This is a genomic window from Acinetobacter portensis (genome assembly GCF_010646905.1).
In the GTDB taxonomy this organism is placed as follows: domain Bacteria; phylum Pseudomonadota; class Gammaproteobacteria; order Pseudomonadales; family Moraxellaceae; genus Acinetobacter; species Acinetobacter portensis.
Genome location: NZ_JAAARQ010000002.1, coordinates 209,518 through 228,176, shown reverse-complemented (window position 1 = coordinate 228,176; position 18,659 = coordinate 209,518). Strand labels below are relative to the sequence as shown.

At 36.5% G+C, this 18,659-nt stretch carries 13 protein-coding genes and 4 tRNA genes; 5 read left to right on the top strand and 12 right to left on the bottom strand.

From position 1 onward, the window contains the following. The first annotated feature begins 27 nt into the window (after positions 1–27). Genes GTK57_RS01055 through GTK57_RS01040 form a run of 4 tightly spaced genes read left to right on the top strand, consistent with a single transcriptional unit; the run spans position 28 to position 5,535 of the window. Complete coding sequence (locus GTK57_RS01055; RefSeq protein WP_163120890.1) at positions 28–1,866, top strand: extracellular solute-binding protein; 1,839 nt, start codon at positions 28–30, stop codon at positions 1,864–1,866. 24 nt (positions 1,867–1,890) lie between these two features. Next, complete coding sequence (locus GTK57_RS01050; RefSeq protein ID WP_163120889.1) at positions 1,891–2,961, top strand: microcin C ABC transporter permease YejB; 1,071 nt, start codon at positions 1,891–1,893, stop codon at positions 2,959–2,961. Continuing rightward, on the top strand, positions 2,961–3,974 hold the full coding sequence (locus GTK57_RS01045; RefSeq protein ID WP_163120888.1) for an ABC transporter permease: 1,014 nt from the start codon (positions 2,961–2,963) through the stop codon (positions 3,972–3,974). The genes GTK57_RS01050 and GTK57_RS01045 overlap by 1 nt, the downstream gene beginning before the upstream one ends. Continuing rightward, positions 3,949–5,535, top strand: a complete 1,587-nt coding sequence (locus GTK57_RS01040; RefSeq protein WP_163124518.1) for an ABC transporter ATP-binding protein — start codon at positions 3,949–3,951, stop codon at positions 5,533–5,535. Before GTK57_RS01045 ends, GTK57_RS01040 begins: the two co-directional genes overlap by 26 nt. 1 nt (position 5,536) lies before the next feature. Here the strand turns inward: GTK57_RS01040 and GTK57_RS01035 are convergent, their stop codons facing one another. The 12 genes from GTK57_RS01035 to GTK57_RS00980 form a co-directional block, all read right to left on the bottom strand. Beyond that, the gene (locus GTK57_RS01035; protein WP_163120887.1) at positions 5,537–6,238 is read right to left on the bottom strand and encodes a glutathione S-transferase N-terminal domain-containing protein; all 702 of its coding nucleotides are present in this window, start codon (positions 6,236–6,238) and stop codon (positions 5,537–5,539) included. A 148-nt stretch (positions 6,239–6,386) separates the two neighbouring features. After that, positions 6,387–6,462, bottom strand: a tRNA-Glu gene (locus GTK57_RS01030). 48 nt (positions 6,463–6,510) lie between these two features. After that, positions 6,511–6,586, bottom strand: a tRNA-Glu gene (locus GTK57_RS01025). Positions 6,587–6,611: 25 nt separating this feature from the next. Further along, positions 6,612–6,687: transfer RNA gene (locus tag GTK57_RS01020), tRNA-Glu, on the bottom strand. 247 nt (positions 6,688–6,934) lie between these two features. Continuing rightward, the gene (locus GTK57_RS01015) at positions 6,935–8,350 is read right to left on the bottom strand and encodes an amino acid permease (RefSeq protein WP_163120886.1); all 1,416 of its coding nucleotides are present in this window, start codon (positions 8,348–8,350) and stop codon (positions 6,935–6,937) included. A gap of 112 nt (positions 8,351–8,462) precedes the next feature. Continuing rightward, positions 8,463–8,538 (bottom strand) — tRNA-Glu (locus tag GTK57_RS01010). Between the two features lie 209 nt (positions 8,539–8,747). Beyond that, positions 8,748–10,178 carry an amino acid permease gene (locus GTK57_RS01005; RefSeq protein WP_163120885.1) on the bottom strand — a complete coding sequence of 477 codons (1,431 nt, stop codon included), beginning with the start codon at positions 10,176–10,178 and terminating at the stop codon, positions 8,748–8,750. Positions 10,179–10,342: 164 nt separating this feature from the next. After that, complete coding sequence (locus GTK57_RS01000) at positions 10,343–12,835, bottom strand: TonB-dependent receptor plug domain-containing protein (RefSeq protein WP_163120884.1); 2,493 nt, start codon at positions 12,833–12,835, stop codon at positions 10,343–10,345. Between the two features lie 237 nt (positions 12,836–13,072). Further along, the gene (rnt, locus tag GTK57_RS00995) at positions 13,073–13,735 is read right to left on the bottom strand and encodes a ribonuclease T (protein WP_152873909.1); all 663 of its coding nucleotides are present in this window, start codon (positions 13,733–13,735) and stop codon (positions 13,073–13,075) included. Next, a complete protein-coding gene (gene pyrC / locus GTK57_RS00990; RefSeq protein WP_152873908.1) occupies positions 13,720–14,754 on the bottom strand; it encodes a dihydroorotase in 1,035 nt (344 codons plus the stop codon). The genes rnt and pyrC overlap by 16 nt, the downstream gene beginning before the upstream one ends. 375 nt (positions 14,755–15,129) lie before the next feature. Further along, positions 15,130–16,470: an argininosuccinate synthase gene (argG, locus tag GTK57_RS00985; protein ID WP_163120883.1), complete on the bottom strand. Its 1,341-nt coding sequence runs from the start codon at positions 16,468–16,470 to the stop codon at positions 15,130–15,132. A 184-nt stretch (positions 16,471–16,654) separates the two neighbouring features. Next, positions 16,655–17,521, bottom strand: coding sequence for a LysR family transcriptional regulator (locus tag GTK57_RS00980; RefSeq protein WP_163120882.1), 867 nt, complete (start codon positions 17,519–17,521; stop codon positions 16,655–16,657). A 181-nt stretch (positions 17,522–17,702) separates the two neighbouring features. Here GTK57_RS00980 and GTK57_RS00975 point away from each other — a divergent pair, with 181 nt between their 5' ends. After that, the gene (locus GTK57_RS00975; RefSeq protein ID WP_163120881.1) at positions 17,703–18,620 is read left to right on the top strand and encodes a DMT family transporter; all 918 of its coding nucleotides are present in this window, start codon (positions 17,703–17,705) and stop codon (positions 18,618–18,620) included. Positions 18,621–18,659 lie beyond the last annotated feature (39 nt).

Sequence of the window (18,659 nt, the reverse complement as noted above, 5' to 3'; positions counted from 1 at the left end):
TGCATTTGACAAAGGAATGATGTCTTTATGACAGTTCGATGGGTAAAACGCGTTTGTTTTGCCACAAGTCTTTTATTTTCAACACAATATGGGTGGTCTGCATTGCAGACCACTTCTTATATTGCCATTCATAACACCCCTAAATATGCAAATTTACCTGCTATGCCGTATGCCAATCCGCATGCGCCTAAAGGTGGTTATCTCAGCATGTCGGGTAAAGAAACGTTTGATAACTTGAATGCCATGAATGGTAAAGGCAGTGCTGTTGAAGGTATCGATTATATTTTCGATTCTTTAATGAAAAGCTCACTCGATGAACCTGGGGTGATGTATCCCTTAATTGCTCAGAAAGTCACTTTTGATCCTGTCAAAACCAAGTTTGTGATTTACCATCTTAATCCAAAGGCTCGTTTTAGTGATGGAACACCGCTTACAGCAGAAGATGTAAAATTTAGCTTTGATGCTTATCAAACCAAGTCGAATCCGGGTTTGCAAATGTATATTGCAGATTTGGCAAAAACAGAAGTCTTGTCTAAACATCAAGTGAAAATGACCTTTAAGTCTGAAAGTAATTCCGAAATGCCTTTAATTTTGGCAAGCCTGCCTATTTATTCCAAAAAAGATTGGCAAAAGCGTGATTTCACCAAAGTCACCATGCAACCCATTTTAGGTTCAGGCCCATATACCATTGAACGTATAGATGCAGGGCGGAGCATTACCTATAAACGGAATCCAAATTATTGGGCAAAAGATATTCCTTTGAATAAAGGGAAATATAATTTTGATCACATAAAATATGTGTATTACCGTAATTTAGACGTTGCTTTTGAAGGGTTTAAATCGGGTCAATATACGTATCATGAAGAATATATGGCACGTAAATGGGTGACAGCTTATAAGTTTCCTGCTGTGAATTCAGGTTTAATTGTTCAGCAGAAGTTTCAGCATCATAATCCTGCAACAACGCAAAGTTTTGTTTTTAATACGCGTAAAAAACCATTTAATGATATTCGTTTTCGTCAGGCTTTAAGTTTGGCTTACGATTTTGAATGGCAGAATAAAGCACTGTTTTATAATCAATATCAGCGTTTGCAAAGTTATTTTTCAAATAGTGAGTTAGAAGCCAAAGGTTTGCCGAGTGCAGCTGAAATGCAAATTTTAAATCCACTATTAGCAAAATTGCACCCCATTCAAAAGCAAAGTGTTTTAGGTCATTTGAAATCACCTGTATCGGATGCGAGTGGTTTTAATCGTCAAAATTTATTAACAGCAAGACAATTATTATTAAAAGCAGGTTATCGGTATAAAAATGGAAAATTATTGGGCTTAGATGGTCAGCCTATTCAATTTGAGTTTTTAATTTTTCAAGACAGTTTACAACGCACACTTATGCCGTATGTGCGTAATTTAAAACGCTTAGGTATTGATGTAAACGTACGACAAATTGATGTGCCACAATATATTGAGCGCATGCGCCGTGCAGATTTTGATATGACGACGAATGCTTTACCTCAATCTTTAAATCCGGGGAATGAGCAAGCACAATTCTGGGGAAGTGCAGCTGCAGATCAACAAGGAAATTATAATTATGCGGGTATTAAAAATCCTGCAATTGATCAAGCAATTCAACTTGTGATTCATGCTCCTAACCGTGAACAGCTTATTATTCGAACCAAAGTTTTAGATCGCTTATTGCGTTCAGGTTATTATCAAATTTTGACCTATGGCAAAGGTGAAAATTGGTTGGCATATTGGAATATGTACGAGCAACCAAAAGTGAAGCCAAGGCTTTCAGTTGGTGTCGATTATTGGTGGAGTAATCCTGTAAAAGCCAATAAAGTGACGCAATATTTGCGTAAGCAATAACATGTCATCATTTGGGGATTGAACATGGGCGCCTATATTTTTAAACGATTATTGCTGATTATTCCGACATTATTTTTTATTTTATTGATTAATTTTGTGGTCATTCAAATTGCACCGGGTGGGCCTGTAGAGCAAGCCATACAAAAGGCAGAGGCTTTTCAAGGTATTGGACAAACTACATCTGTTGGTGAAACGGCAAATGAATCGAGTAAATACCAAGGTGCCAAAGGTTTAAGCGATGAAATGGTGAAGAAAATTGAAGCGCAATATGGCTTCGATAAACCTGCTTATGAACGCTTTTGGCTTATGTTGAAAAGCTATTTACATTTCGACTTTGGCACAAGTTTTTTTAAAGATAAACCTGTTACCCAACTTCTGTGGGAAAAGCTTCCTGTTTCATTGTCTTTAGGGCTTTGGAGCACTTTGCTCATTTACTTCATTTCAATTCCATTAGGGATTAAGAAAGCCAAACAACATGGCATGGCTTTTGATAAAGCAACATCAATGTTATTAGCCATTGGATATGCCATTCCTGCTTTTGTTTTTGCACTTTTATTGATTGTATTTTTTGCAGGTGGAACATATTTACAATGGTTCCCATTGCAAGGTTTAGTGTCTGAAAACTTCCAGCAATTAAGTTTTTGGGAGCAAATTAAAGATTATTTTTGGCACATGACTTTGCCTTTATTGGCAATGGTGATTGGTGGATTTGCAGGACTGACTTATTTAACCAAATATTCCTTTATGGAAGAATTAAGCAAGCAATATGTACTTGCTGCTCGTGCAAAAGGTTTGAGTGAAAGCCGTGTGTTGTATGGACATGTATTTCGTAATGCAATGTTGATTGTGATTGCAGGCTTACCTGAGGCACTTATTGGTATCTTCTTTGTTGGAAACCTATTTATTGAAATTATTTTTAATTTAGATGGTTTAGGTTTGCTTGGTTTTGAAGCCATTGTTCAACGAGATTATCCTGTTATTTTTGGCACATTATTTTTATTTACGCTGTTGGGTTTGTTGCTTCGGTTATTGAGTGATGTGCTTTATCAAGTGATTGATCCACGAATTAATTTCGATTCGAGAGGTGTAAAATAATGTCACCGATCATGCAGGCTCGAATAGAAAAATTTAAAGCCAATAAACTTGGTTTTGCCTGTCTTATTATTTTTATTGTCATATTTATTTTTTCATTGTGTGCAGAATTTATTGCCAACGATAAACCGTTGTTGGTGAAATACGATGATTCATATTATGTGCCTGTATTAAAAAGCTATCCGGAAACGACTTTCGGTGGTGTTTTTGAAACCGAAGCAGAATATAAAGACCCTGCGGTTATTCAGTTAATTAAAGAAAAAGGTTGGGTGATTTGGCCTTTAATTGAATTTTCGTACCAATCACCAAATTTAGATTTAGCTGTTCCTGTACCATCTGCGCCAACATCTCAAAATTGGTTAGGAACAGATGATCAAGGTCGAGATGTCCTTGCACGTATTTTATATGGTCTTCGATTGTCACTCTTGTTTGGCTTTGCTTTGACGTTGGCTTCTGCATGTATTGGTATTATTGTGGGTGCAATTCAAGGCTATTATGGGGGATGGATAGATCTGATTGGTCAGCGCATTTTAGAAGTGTGGGGCGGTTTGCCTATGCTTTTTATGGTGATGATTTTAGTCAGTATGTTTACGCCAAGTATTTATTGGTTGTTTATCATTATGTTGATCTTTGGTTGGCCGGCATTGGTTGGATTGGTTCGTGCAGAATTTTTAAGAGCAAGAAATTTTGATTATGTTCGAGCGGCAAGAAGCTTAGGTGTAAAAGATAGAACCATTATATTTCGCCATATTTTACCCAATGCGATGAGTTCAACTTTGTCACAGCTTCCATTGATGCTTACTGCAAATATTACAGCATTAACCGCTTTAGATTTCCTAGGATATGGCTTGCCTCCAGAGTCTGCATCTTTGGGTGAATTATTATTACAAGCAAAGAATAATTTAAGCGCACCTTGGCTTGCACTTTCAGGCTTTTTTACCCTAGCTATTGTTTTATCTTTACTCATTTATATTGGGGAGGCGACGCGTGATGCATTCGATCCAAGACGTCAATAATCTTCCAATCGTGTTGGATATTGCACATTTAAATATTCAACATCATGATCAAAACTTGGTTGAAGATTTAAGCTTTCAGCTCCGTGCAGGCGAAACAGTCGCTATTGTGGGAGAAAGTGGTTCGGGTAAATCGATCAGCAGTTTGGCTATTTTAGGTTTATTGCCAAAAAGTTTAGTGGTGCAAGGTAACGTTCAATTTGAAGATCAAGAATTACTATCTTTATCTGAAGCAGAAAAAAGGCAAATTCGTGGTCATAAAATTTCCATGATTTTTCAAGAACCCATGACGGCATTGAATCCACTTCATCGTGTTGAAAAAATCATTGGTGAAACACTTATCTTACAAGGGTTAAGTAAAGAACAAGTCAAAGAGCGTGTTATAGCGTTGTTAAATGATGTGGGTATACCTGAACCCGAGGAGAAGCTAAAGCGCTACCCACACGAGCTGTCAGGCGGTCAGAGACAGCGTGTAATGATTGCTATGGCGTTGGCTTTAGATCCAACTATTTTAATTGCAGATGAGCCGACAACAGCATTAGACGTTACTTTGCAGGCACAAATTTTAAATCTACTCAAATCATTGCAACGAAAAAGAAATATGGCGATGATTTTAATTAGCCATGATTTAAATTTAGTGCGTAAATATTCAGATCAAGTAATTGTGATGAATAAGGGTAAAGTTGAAGAACTGGGTGGCGTAGATCAACTCTTTAATTGTCCACAGCAAGCGTATACGAAAAATTTACTAAATCACGATTTTGGTGATGCTCTCAAAATACAAACATCTACGCCATTATTAACGCTCGAAGATTTATCTGTTCGATTTCCAATTAAACGTGGATTGTTGAATCGTGTGAAAGATTATGTGACTGCTGTTGAACCTTTGCATTTAGCGCTTCAACATGGTGAATCAATTGGTATTGTAGGTGAGAGTGGTTCAGGTAAAAGTTCACTTGCTTTGGCAGTTGCACGTTTAATTGAAAGTCATGGAAAAATTGCGTTATTAGGACAAGATTTAAATCAGCTTTCTGAAAAAACTCTTCGACCTTTACGCTGTGAATTTCAAATTGTATTCCAAGATCCTTTTAGTAGTCTAAATCCACGGTTAACGGTGGAACAAACCATTGCAGAAGGTTTAAGTCTTAAAAATCTTCCAAAGACCCAAATTTTAAATTTAGTTGATGATGCTTTGCAAAAGGTAGATTTACCGGCATCATTTAAAACCAGATATCCACATGAATTGTCAGGCGGGCAGCGTCAGCGTATTGCTTTAGCTCGTGCTTTGGTCTTAAAGCCTAAACTTATTATTTTAGATGAGCCCACATCAGCCTTAGATAGAACGACTCAACGCTCAATTGTGGTGTTATTACGTCGTTTACAGCAAGAAGATGGCGTGAGTTATTTATTCATTAGTCATGACTTACACGTTGTGAGAGCGCTATGCCAAAAAGTCTTAGTTTTACATCATGCGCAAGTCATGGAATTTCAGGAAACAGAAGCGCTTTTTAAGCATCCAAAAACTGACTATACACGTGAGTTGATTGCAGCTAGCCAATATTAGATTACCATGATGCTTTCCAATACTCTTGAAAAATAGATGGAGACCACTGTCCTTTTTCTAAGGCTATTTTAAATGAATCGCGATTTTTGATTTTTTCAAGATAAGAACAAATATGAGGGAATTTAAGATCGCTTTGTTGAGCAGACCAATATGCGGAAATTGGAAACCATAATAAAAGATCAGCAATGCTAAAAGAGTTTCCTGCGAAGTATCCATATTGAGTTAAATGTGTGTCAATTTTTTGTATGTGTTGTTCAAGTAATGGATTTAAATAGGCTTTATCAAAAGCATATTTTATGACTTTGGGAAAAATATGAAGAGGGAAAGGGGATTGAATAATAAGTTGATGAAAAACTTGTTTTAAGACTAGATCTGGAAGAAATGTTGCTTCAGAAAAGTTTTTCCAATAGCAGAAGTTTTTATACTCTTCATTGAAATACTTTGAAGAATCAAGTTTCTTTGTTGAGAAAATCATATATTCCATAATTGCTGCTGTTTCACTCAATATGAAAAATTCATTATTCTGGGTGATTTGAATTGTCGGAAATTTTGCAGATGAATCTAGTGCTTTGAGTTGTTTAAGTCCTGAATCATTGTTTTGCATTGAGCATTGAATAACTTCATATTCTAATTGTAGTTCTTCTAATAGCCAGATAATACGTTGCGATCTAGAGTTGGGTAAGTGAAATAGTTTAATTTGCATGGTTTAATTATCTCGGTTTAATTTTATTATCTAGAACGGCTTATTTGTTATAAATCAAAATGTATTAAACATACAAACACAAAAAAGCCCAAGTCATTATGCTTGGGCTTTTTTGTGAGATAATTAAATAAATTTAACATCTCGAATATGGCGTCCCTACGGGGATTCGAACCCCGGTTACCGCCGTGAAAGGGCGATGTCCTAGGCCTCTAGACGATAGGGACAGCTGAAGTAATTATTTGTAAAACCATGTTCTTTCAATTGAAAGTTTGTGGCGTCCCTACGGGGATTCGAACCCCGGTTACCGCCGTGAAAGGGCGATGTCCTAGGCCTCTAGACGATAGGGACTTAATACAAACATTACTTCTGAAATTGGCGTCCCTACGGGGATTCGAACCCCGGTTACCGCCGTGAAAGGGCGATGTCCTAGGCCTCTAGACGATAGGGACGTTTCAGAGGTGGGCGTATATTAGGTTGAAAAGGCTAGGGTGTCAAACGCTTTTCGGCAAAAAAAACATGATAATGAAACGAGTGGGTAATTTATCAACATAATTGGCGAATTTATTGAAATAATGATGGTAAATGAATCAACTTTATTCATATTTATAGATTAAGTTGCCAATATGAAAGTAGATCGCCATTAAAATTTAAGCATAAAAAAGAGTAACCGAAGTTACTCTTTTTCTAATTCACATCTTATTCAGATTTATTATGGTAAAGCCCATAATAGCTTGCATAACAAAGACCAATAAATGCTAAACAGCCAAAGAAGCTAATTTGCATTGCTGGATCAAAGACCATGCTTACACAGGTAACAAAACAGAACAGGAAGCCAAGAATGGGCACAATAGGGAAAAGTGGGGCAGCAAAGCCTAACTCTTCTTTTGTACGTCCTGCTTTATACCATTGACGTCGGAAATTAAATTGGCTTAAGCAAATACTCATCCAAACCACAACCATGGTAAATGCAGCAATACCAAGCAAATTGGTGAAAATTGTTTCAGGTGCAAATTGCTCAGAAAGCAAACCTGGCAAACCACCAATCATGGTTACAGTAACAGCGACATATGGAATACCGCGTTTATTCACTTTAGAAAATACAGCAGGGAGCTGTTTTTTGTATGAAAGTGACCACATCATACGAGATGCGGCAAATAAACCAGAGTTTGCAGCAGACAATAATGCAGTGATAATCACGAAGCGAATAATATCTTCAGCGTATGGGATACCAATGTGCTGGAATACTGTTACGAATGGACTGCTACTTACACCTTCAGCAGCAAGACCTGCTTCTTGATGAGGTAAAAGTGAAGTCACAACAATAATGGTGCCTACAAAGAAAATGAGTAAGCGGAAAATAGCGGTATTAATTGCTTTGGGTACATTCTTAGCAGGATCTTGAGTTTCACCTGCTGCTACACCAATAAGCTCTGTACCTGAAAAGGCAAAGTTCACAATCAACATGGTTGTGAAAATAGGGAATAATCCCTCTGGGAACCAACCTTGAGCAGTTAAGTTCGTAAATAATGGTGCAGATTCGAAACCGCGATAACCAAGTACACCAAATATTGCGAGTAAACCTAAAAGAATAAACGCAACAACAGTAATTACTTTAATTAAGGCAAGCCAAAATTCAGATTCGGCAAACCATTTGGTTGAAATCATGTTTAAGGTAAACACGAAAGCACCGAAAATAAGCGTCCACATCCACATTGAGCTGTCTGGTAGCCATTCCTGCATTAATAATGCAGCAGCGGTAAATTCAGTTCCAAGCGTAACTGACCAAGTAAGCCAATATAACCATGTAATGGTATAGCCTGTTCCCGGACCAATATAGCGTTTCGCATAGGCACCGAAAGAACCAGATTCAGGCATGTGTACGGCAAGTTCTCCTAAGCATAGCATTACCATATATGCGATAACGCCGCCTAAGAAATAAGAGATGATGGCACCTACTGGCCCCGTTTGTGCAATGACTTCACCCGACCCTAAAAATAGGCCAGTCCCGATTGCGCCACCAAGCGAAATCATGACTAAATGTCGAGTACTCATAGCGCGTTTTAAAGGCGCAGAATTGCCCTGATGCGAAGCATCATTCGGAGATGAGTGCATAGGATTATCAAAAATAAATAATAAATGAAGCCGACCATTGTAGTGAAAAACTACAAATCTGCAATGAAATTATAATGATTTTGTATAACAAGTGATCGCATGGTGCGATATATGGCGTCCCTACGGGGATTCGAACCCCGGTTACCGCCGTGAAAGGGCGATGTCCTAGGCCTCTAGACGATAGGGACGTTTTGAGGTGATGCGTATGTTATTGGGTTTTTATAAAGCTGTCAAACCACAAACTTAGTTTTTTTGATATTAATGCGCTGATTGTTTAATTTTTGGTAAATATTTTAAAAGTGAACTAATTTAGATATTTATTTAGACCATACAATACTTAACTTTTCTTAAAATTTGATGATAAAAAAAGCGCAATCTCAAGATTGCGCTTAATTGTTTAATTCTTCTTATGATAAAGACCATAATAAATTGCGTAACATGCAGTCATAAATAGTAAACAACCAATGAATCCTGAGAGCATTTCAGGATCTGCCGCCATACTTAGTCCTGTTGCTGTACAGCAAAGGAAGCCTAAAATAGGTACGAGTGGGAACCATGGCGTACGGAATTTTAGTTCAGAAACCGAATGTCCTTGTTTTAACCATTGGCGACGGAAGTTAAACTGACTCCAGCAAATACTCATCCAGACAATCACCATGGTAAATGCGGCAATGCCCATTAAGTTTTTAAAGATGACATCTGCACCAAACTGTTCAGACAATAAGCCGGGTAAGCCACCAATCATCGTTACCAATACAGCTACATATGGAATACCTGTTTTGGATAATTTACCAAAAATTTTGGGTAATTGTTTTTGTGCTGAAAGAGCCCACATCATACGTGAAGCGGCATAAAGCCCTGAATTTGCAGTCGATAATAATGCAGTAATAATAACAAAACGGATAATATCTTCTGCATAAGGAATACCCATTAAATTAAATACAGAAACGAATGGGCTACTGCTTAATCCACCATGTCCACCTACATTTAGACCTGCATCTGTATATGTAAGTAAAGAACTAATAACAATAATGGTTCCTACAAAGAAAATGATTAAACGCCAAACCGCGGCATGAATGGCTTTGGGAATATTTTTTTCAGGATTTTCTGTTTCACCTGCAGCAATACCAATCATTTCCGTACCATTAAAGGCAAAGTTTACAATTAATAAAGTGGTGAACAGAGGTATAAGTCCATTGGGTAGCCATCCATGTTCAGTTAAATTGTGGAACATTGGTGCAGATTCATAGCCTTGGAATGGAACAAAGCCAAAAATGCAGGCAAAACCAACCATAATAAAAACGAGAACAGTTGCGACTTTAATGAAAGATAACCAAAACTCAGACTCGGCAAATGTACGTGTTGAACTTAAATTGGAGATAAGTACACCAGAGGCAAAGATGAGCGTCCATAACCAAATAGAGGTTTGAGGAAACCATTCTTGCATTAAAATTGCTGCGGCAGTAAATTCTGTTCCAAGTGTTGCTGACCAACCTAGCCAGTACATCCAAGACACCATATAGCCTGTTCCAGGGCCAATATAGTTAGAGGCAAATGCACCAAATGAACCTGAAACGGGTAAATGCACTGCAAGTTCACCCAAGCAAAGCATGACCATATATGCAATTAAACCGCCAATAATATAGGCAAGAACAGCACCTAAGGGGCCTGCTTGTGAAATGACTTGACCAGATCCCATAAAAAGACCTGTACCAATTGCACCGCCTAAAGACAGCATAATTAAGTGACGAGATGTCATTGCGCGCTTAAGCGCAGGAGAGCTTTCGTCAGCAGGCGATTGCTGTGACGGTTTAGAGGGAGATTGCATAATCAAAAAAATTATTGAAAGGTATAATTTAAGTATATTAAGAGTGAATATTCACGTAAATCAGATTTTTCTGATAAGTATTATGAATTTATAGGTTGTTTGGATAAGTTAAGAGCAATATTTGAATGAATAAAAAGGGCCCAATTGAGCCCTTGAATTAAATATTAAAATTTGAAAGTAATATCGGCAATGAATTGTCGTCCAATTTCAGGTTTTGCTATACCTGTATCAAGATATTCATTTTTATGATTGGTGAGGTTATTAATTGTCAAACCTAATATAGTTTGAGTGTTTTTAGTACTTGGAATTGTATAGCTTGTACGCATATCCCAACTAAAAGAAGGTTTTGTTTCATATGGCGTATAGACATCATAGATGCCATCTTCGAGATTAACTTTATATTTTACTTTCATTGCATCGGCTGCTGCTTTATAGCTAAAAAAGTTAGAAATAGTTAAAGGTAAATGATCAAATCCAATGTCCCAACTTAAACGTGCTGTCCAAGGCGTATTGTAGTTTGAGGCAGGAATAAAATCTGAACTGATTTTTTCACCATCATAAATGACTTCAGGTGTATTCGATGAACTACTTGTGTAGTCGGTGAAATTGCGCGTTGTTTTTGTATAATCAAGTGCTAAATTAAAACGATGTGAGCTGTTTGCAATATGTATGGGAGTTATATTGTTGATTGAAAGCGTATAGATATCAGATGTAGATAGACCTGAATTATCGTAGTGGTATGTATTCTTCTGATTAAACTTTGGATCTTTTATTTTTAAGATGGTTTTAACTTGATCTTTATTATCACGTCCAACCCATTTTAAAACGACATTGGTATTTGCAAACTGAGTTTGTACAGCAAATACTGTTTCATCAGAATAAGGTGATTTTAGTTTTGAGCGGTAGTTAATGTTGCCAAAATTAGCATCAGGTTTCCATTCATTCGTCCAATGACCATTTTCAGAAACACGATTTTCATCTTTTTGATATTGATCTAAACGATCAGATAATTCATTTGAAAATGAATTTAAACCATAATAACGGTTCCATCCTGTTGTAAAAGTTAAACGATTATTACCAAAAGGTTTGTAGTTAAAGCTTGTTCGTGGTGCGATATTATTATTTTGAGTTAATGAATCATAATCGAATCGTACGCCAATAGTTGATGACACATAATTTTTATAATGCATTGAATCTTGAATAAATGCATTCCATCTATTTTGTTCGATATTGATATTATGAGCGTAATAGGCTTTACGTTTGTCAAAAACTTGACCTGTAGATGGGTCGCAATCTTCTAGCTCTAATCCATTGTCGATGCAATTTTCTGCTCGTTGAGGTTTATTTAAAGATGCGTAAGAGTAGGTGTTATTTGCTCTAGATGAATTTGCTTCGTAGTGACCTAGTCCAGCACCAACTTTAAAAGTGTGTGTTAAAAAATGAGTTTCAATTGGCGTAAATTCAGCCGTAACACTGTATTCAAGTTTCTTTTCTTCTTGTGCTAAGTCGCCTAAATTTCCTTCTTGTTGAGATGCTTTTTTAGAATTCCAATTTTTTGAATCAGATTTTGCCCATATATATAAGTTGTCAGCAGCTTCTCTTGATGCATTTTGAGATTGATAGTTGAGATGTTGTTTTAGTGTGACAGTATCTAATTTGTTTTTAAGATCAACGTAAATACTCTTACTATCTGAAACATGTGTAGATTCAGAGTTTAGAATATCTTCCTTGAAATAGAGTCCTTTATTTTCAAAGAATTGAGCGCCAACTTTTAACTCAGTTGTATCGGATGGTGTATAAAAAAATTCTAAACCACCATTGTGACTTTCTCGTGTTTGTTCAAAGTTTTTAGGTTCATTTAAATTGGTTTTTAGTGGTATTGCTGAATGTCTATAACTGCCATAGGCATTAAAGCCCAAAGTATCAGTTAAATTTCCATAAATATTTGTACTAAGACCTTGTTTGGTGAAGTAAGGTTGATTTTTTTCACTATTAGAATTTTCGAAATCTTCTAATGAGTCTGAGTCGGGAAAGTTGATTTTAGACCATGAATCGGTTGTGTAGTCATAACTTATGTTGCCGTGGATTTTTCCAACTTCTGTTTTGGGTTTACAGGTTTCTGCACTTACAACACCACCTGTGAACTCTCCATATTCCGCGCTAACGTTACTATCGAGTAAAGTGATATCACAAAGTAAATCTGTATTTACGGCAACGGTTTGTGTCGTTCCCATTAAATTTGTGGGATCGTTAGATTCTTTACTCCCAATTGGGTTGATGTTGTTATTTACACTCATGCCATTAATTAAATATTTATTTTCATAGGGCATACCTCCATTAATACTGATATCAGAAGGTGTGAGTTCTCCTTGTTGTAAACCATTTTTTGCCTTATTGGAAAACTGCACATTCGGATTTACTTTTAAAAAATCAGTAATATTTTTAGAGCTATTTGGTGTTTTTTCAATATCTTCTTTTGTATATACAGTCTGACCAATGTGCTGTTTATCCTCCGCTGCTTTTAAAACAAGTGGAGATAATTGCACCGATGATTTCTCGGTATCATTACTTCGTATAGGCGTTTCATCATTTGCATAGATAGATGCACTGATAATCGAAAAAATGGCACAACTAATGTAAGTACGAGCAAATGTCATAAGAGGAGATGTAGATATAAATCTAAAAGAAAGCGATTATCATTTAATAAAACAAGATATTCAATATGAATGAGAATTATTTACATTTAAAATTAGATTGATTGATTATTAAAAATACAAATTGTGTGCTGAGGAGGTGTGATTAGATGTAAAAAAGCACCCTATAAGATGATATTAATCATTAACATTTCATGAAATATTAAAAACGAATATCTAGGGTGCTTTTATCGCACGAACTTATTGTTCAGACGATAGGAGAGTATCTACAAGGTGTGGTGCAAGCTTGTTCAAAATAAAGCAGAAAAGTTCCGCAGTTTTTTGTGTGTCATATAAAGCTGAATGCGCTTCTTTGCCATCAAACTCAATACCCGCTTGAATACAAGATTTAGCAAGTACAGTCTGACCAAACATCACAGCGCTTAAAGTTACTGTATCGAAAACCGAAAAGCTGTGGAATGGATTTTGATTTTTAGTTCCAGTACGTGCAATTGCTGCTTGTACAAAACCTAAATCGAAATGCGCATTATGACCCACCAAAACAGCATGCGTACAATTTTGTTGGCGACGGACATCATTTACAGCTTTAAAAATACGTTTTAACGCAGTTTTTTCATCTTCCGCCATTGCAACGCGCATTGGATTGAATGGATCAATACCAATAAAATCTAAAGATCTGCGGTCTAAATTTGCGCCTTCAAATGGGTTGATATGCGCGTGATACGCTTCGCCCGGAACAAATTGACCTTGCTCATTGTAAATAATAGGAATCGCTGCGATTTCTAATAATGCATCGGTCTGTGAATTGAAACCTGCTGTTTCTACATCAACAACAACAGGTAGGAAGCCACGGAAACGCTGACCAATGATTGGTAGAGTTTCGTCTGTCACAATTTTCTCCATTGGATCGTTTTGCCCGCATAAAGTGGGACAATTTTTTCACCATCCAAGTAGTCTAAACTTTCAGGGATAGTTTGGTCTTCTTTCACCAAAGTAATAGTATTGGTATTACGTGGAAGACCGTAGAAGTCTGCACCGAAATGGCTTGCAAAACCTTCTAGGCGATCAATTTTACCAACTTGATCGAAGGCTTGAGCATATAACTCGATGGCAGTAGGCGCACTATAACATCCAGCACAACCACATGCATTCTCTTTAGCATTTTTAGAGTGCGGTGCGCTGTCTGTTCCTAAGAAAAATTTAGGGTTACCACTTGTTGCAACTTCTAATAATGTTTGCTGATGTGTTTGACGTTTTAAAATTGGCAAACAGTAGAAATGCGGTTTAACACCACCTACCAACATATCATTACGATTAAATAATAAATGTTGAGGTGTGATAGTTGCAGCCACATTACGATCGTGCTCTAAAACAAAGTTAGCTGCTTCACTTGTTGTAATATGTTCTAAAACAAGTTTTAAACCTGGGAATTGCTTCATGAGTGGTGAAAGTACTTCATCTAAGAAGCGTTTTTCACGGTCAAAAATATCGACATGATTATGTGTAACTTCACCATGCAACAATAATGGCACTTGATGCTTTTCTAATTGTTCAATAACAGCATAAACTTTACTAATGTCGCTTACGCCATTATCTGAATTAGTCGTTGCGCCAGCAGGATAAAGCTTAATTGCATTTACATTTTCAGAATTCTTAATTTTTAAGATTTCTTTTGGGGATGTTTGATCTGTAAAGTAAAGAACCATGCGAGGGTCAAAATGAACACCTTCAGGCACGTGTTCCATAATACGACTACGATATGCTTCTGCTTCTTCCACAGTTTTAACAGGTGGAACTAAGTTCGGCATGCAGATTGCACGAGAAAATTGTTTTGCAAGATCAGGTACTGTACGTTTTAGAGAGAGTCCATCACGTAGGTGAGCATGCCAATCATCGGGTTGAAGCAAGGTTATCGTATTCAAAATAATTCTTACTAAAAAATAAAACAAATGATAATCGAAATGGGGTGAAATTGGTAACCGCAAAAATGAATAAAGAGATAGATTTAAGTAAATATTTGCTATTTTTGTGGATGGAACTTAAGTACTAAAGTTTTGATCTATTTAAAAGTGGAAACTCTTCATTATTAAAGTGAGAAAAACAATTTCAGACTTGGTTTTATCTTCTATTTTAACTTCAAGTCTATAAGTAAAATAAAAGATAGATGCTGGCTTAAATCAAAAAAAATTTAAATATAAGATCTCCTTTATTAATTTTTTTGATCTTAAAAGAGATTTATTTTCTTGGGATAATAAAAAACCGCGCAAAAGCGCGGTTTTTTGAACGCAAACTAAAACTTAGTTTTTGTCTTTTAATTGTGGAACAGCAGAACCTGTACCAACAGCCAATAAACCAGTATTTGTATAAATACCAAGTTTAGCGCGAGTATCTGTAATATCTAGGTTACGCATTGTCAATTGACCAATACGATCCATAGGAGAGAACATTGAATCGCCTTTTTCCATGGTTAAGCGTTCAGCTTCATATGTCAGGTTTTCAGATTCAGTGTTCATGATGGTGTAATCATTACCACGACGAAGTTCTAAAGTCACAGTACCTGTGATTGCTTTAGCTACCCAACGTTGAGCTGTTTCACGAAGCATAAGCGCTTGAGAATCGAACCAACGACCTTGGTAAAGAAGGCGACCCAAACGTAAACCGTTGATACGGTATTGTTCGATTGTATCTTCGTTATGAATACCTGTTACTAGGCGCTCATAAGCAATATGAAGAAGTGCCATACCTGGAGCTTCGTAAATACCACGAGATTTCGCTTCGATGATACGGTTTTCGATTTGGTCAGACATACCTAGACCATGACGACCACCAATACGGTTTGCTTCTAAGATGAACTCAACTGGATCTTCGATACGTTTGCCGTTTAATGCAACAGGGAAACCTTCTTCAAAAGTAATTGATACTTCTTCAGGAGCAATTTCAACGTCTTCTTTCCAGAAAGCAACGCCCATAATTGGATCAACAATTTTGATACCCGCATTGAGGTATTCAAGATCTTTTGCTTCGTGCGTTGCACCTAACATGTTTGAATCTGTTGAGTATGCTTTCTCTTTTGACATTTTATAGTCAAAGCCGTTATCGATAAGAAATTGTGACATTTCCGCACGACCACCAAGCTCATCAATAAACGTTTGGTCTAACCAAGGTTTATAAATTTTAAGCGCAGGGTTAGTTAACAAACCATAACGGTAGAAACGTTCAATGTCGTTACCTTTATAAGTTGAACCATCACCCCAGATGTTTACGTCATCTTCTTTCATTGCTGTAACAAGCATAGTACCTGTTACTGCACGACCTAAAGGTGTTGTGTTGAAGTAAGGAACGCCACCAGTAGAAATGTGGAAAGCGCCACATTGAACTGCTGCAATACCTTCTAATGCAAGTTGTAAGCGGCAATCAACTAGGCGTGCTTTAACTGCGCCATAAGCTTCAGCTTTCTTAGGAATCGCATCGTAATCATCTTCATCTGGCTGACCTAAGTTTGCAGTGTATGCATAAGGTTCAGCTCCTTTTTGTTTCATCCACAAAAGAGCAGCAGAAGTATCTAGACCACCAGAAAAGGCGATACCAACTTTTTTGCCTACAGGTACATTCTGTAAGATAGTTGCGTTATCAGACATTGTTCATCCTAACGATTTTGAATAATAGGCACCCAAGTGGTGACCTAGGAGAAGATATATGGCTGTTATTGTATCACTTTTAAAAAGAAATTTTTTTCAAAAAATTCGTTAAGCAACAAATTTAATAAATCTCATGAGTGATTTTGACCCTGAAATAAAAGATTGTTTTTTTTTTAGTCAAATTCTAAGTGTTTAGATGGGGGCGCGTATCATTTAGTCCGACAAATTGATTTTCAATAGGTGTGAATATGTGATCATGACGTGCAATTAAATACAGTCCAATATTACGATATTGCTCAGGTATATTCATATAGTATGGAATCTTATATTTTGAAATAAGTGACTTGGCAATCATTGAAATTCCTATGCCTAGCTGAGTAAATTGGATTAGAGCTTCCAAATCATAAATATGCGTTAACTGACCTTTATTCAGTTGATGATCAATATAAAGTTGATCTAATGTTTTGGCATAACAACATTCGGTTGAAGCCAATAAAATATTTTGATGATTAATTCCGTCTCTAAAATCATTTGAGTTAATTAAGTTTTTTCCAATCAAAACCAAGTGGTCGTCTGCTTTATGAATGTATTGCAGGTTCTTGTGTTGGGGCTTTCCTAGTATATAGGCAATATCTAAATGTCCTTGTAAAATTTCATCTTCAATGAAACCTGTAGCGCCTGTTTTCATGGTAATCGAAAGGTCAGGATAGGTTTCATAAAGCTGTTGAAAAGCAGGGTAGAAACGCATACCACCTAAACTAGCATTGGTTCCAAAGCGTAAGAATTTTTTTTGTTGATGAATTTTGTTTTCAGTTTCTTCCCAAGTAAACAGCATTTTTTTGTATTGGCTATATAAATGTAATCCCGATTCAGTGAGTTCAACACCTTTCGGTTGGCGAATAAAAAGTTGTCGGTCATAGTGATTTTCAATTTTTTTGATTTTAGCCGTCATATTCGATTGTAGGTAGTTCAGCTTATTGGCAGCAGCAGTGATACTTTTTAATTCGGCAACGGTAACAAAAGACTTGATGTCGTTAATGTCGATATTCATGGCGCCCCCTTAAGCAAAATTACATTATGATCGTGATGCATATTCAAGGCATAACATAATCTAGGAATAAATTTTATTTAATGGTATTAAAAAAAATGATGGATATATTAAAACATAACATTATTCGTGATGGTTTATTTTGTTTAAAATAATTTCAAATTAAATCATCAGAGCACAAATAATGAATTTGAGAGTCATGAGCGCAATTGGATTGCTTTGTTTGGTTTGGAGTTCGTTGTGGGGGTTGGTCAAACATAGTTTGCAAATATTCCCTCCATTTTTGTTTATTTCAGTGCGCCTGATCTTGGCTGCTTTCACCTTAATTATCGTTCAATTACTTTTAAAGCGGTCAGTCTTTCCTGCTCGAGAAGAGTGGAAAGGGTTAATTATTTCTAGCATGTTGCTTTGCTTTGGTTTTTATGCAACTCAAACCTTTGCTATGCAGTTTGTCGATTCAGGGCTTTCTGCGATCTTGGTTTTTACTATGCCGATTTTTATTGGGATATTGGCACATTACTTTTTAAATGAACGCTTAACCGCGCAAAAAATTTTAGGATTAGTTCTTGGAACATTTGGTTTGATTTCAATACTTTGGACGCAGTTACATGATATTCATCTGAATTTCTCATTGTTTGGGCAATTATTTCTGATTGTTTCAGGCTTTTTTTGGGCAACGACTACGGTTTATAGCAAAAAATATTTTGCTACATACGACAAAATGAAATTGACCATTTGGCAAATGCTATTAGGTGGTGTCATTTTATTGCTAGCATCACTTTGTTTTGAGCCAGTTAATTCCCATGTTTGGCTTAATCCAGTGAATGATGGATTACTGTTTTATATTGCTGTGATTGGAACAGGATTTGCTTTTGCACTGTGGAATTGGATTGTTAGTCAGGTTGATGCGGTTGTCGCATCCATTTCAATTATGGTTATTCCTATCTTAAGCTTATTTTTTGGATATGCGTTATGGGGGGAGGCACTAACCTTGAACATTATTATTGGAGCGGTATTTATTTGTTTCGGTATCATTTTTAGCTCTGTCAAAATGAAATCAAAAAAACGAGGTGAGAATGTGCTGTGTAATGAGCAGAGATAATTTTCCTTAACATTTAAAGCCATATTGAATTGATGCAAT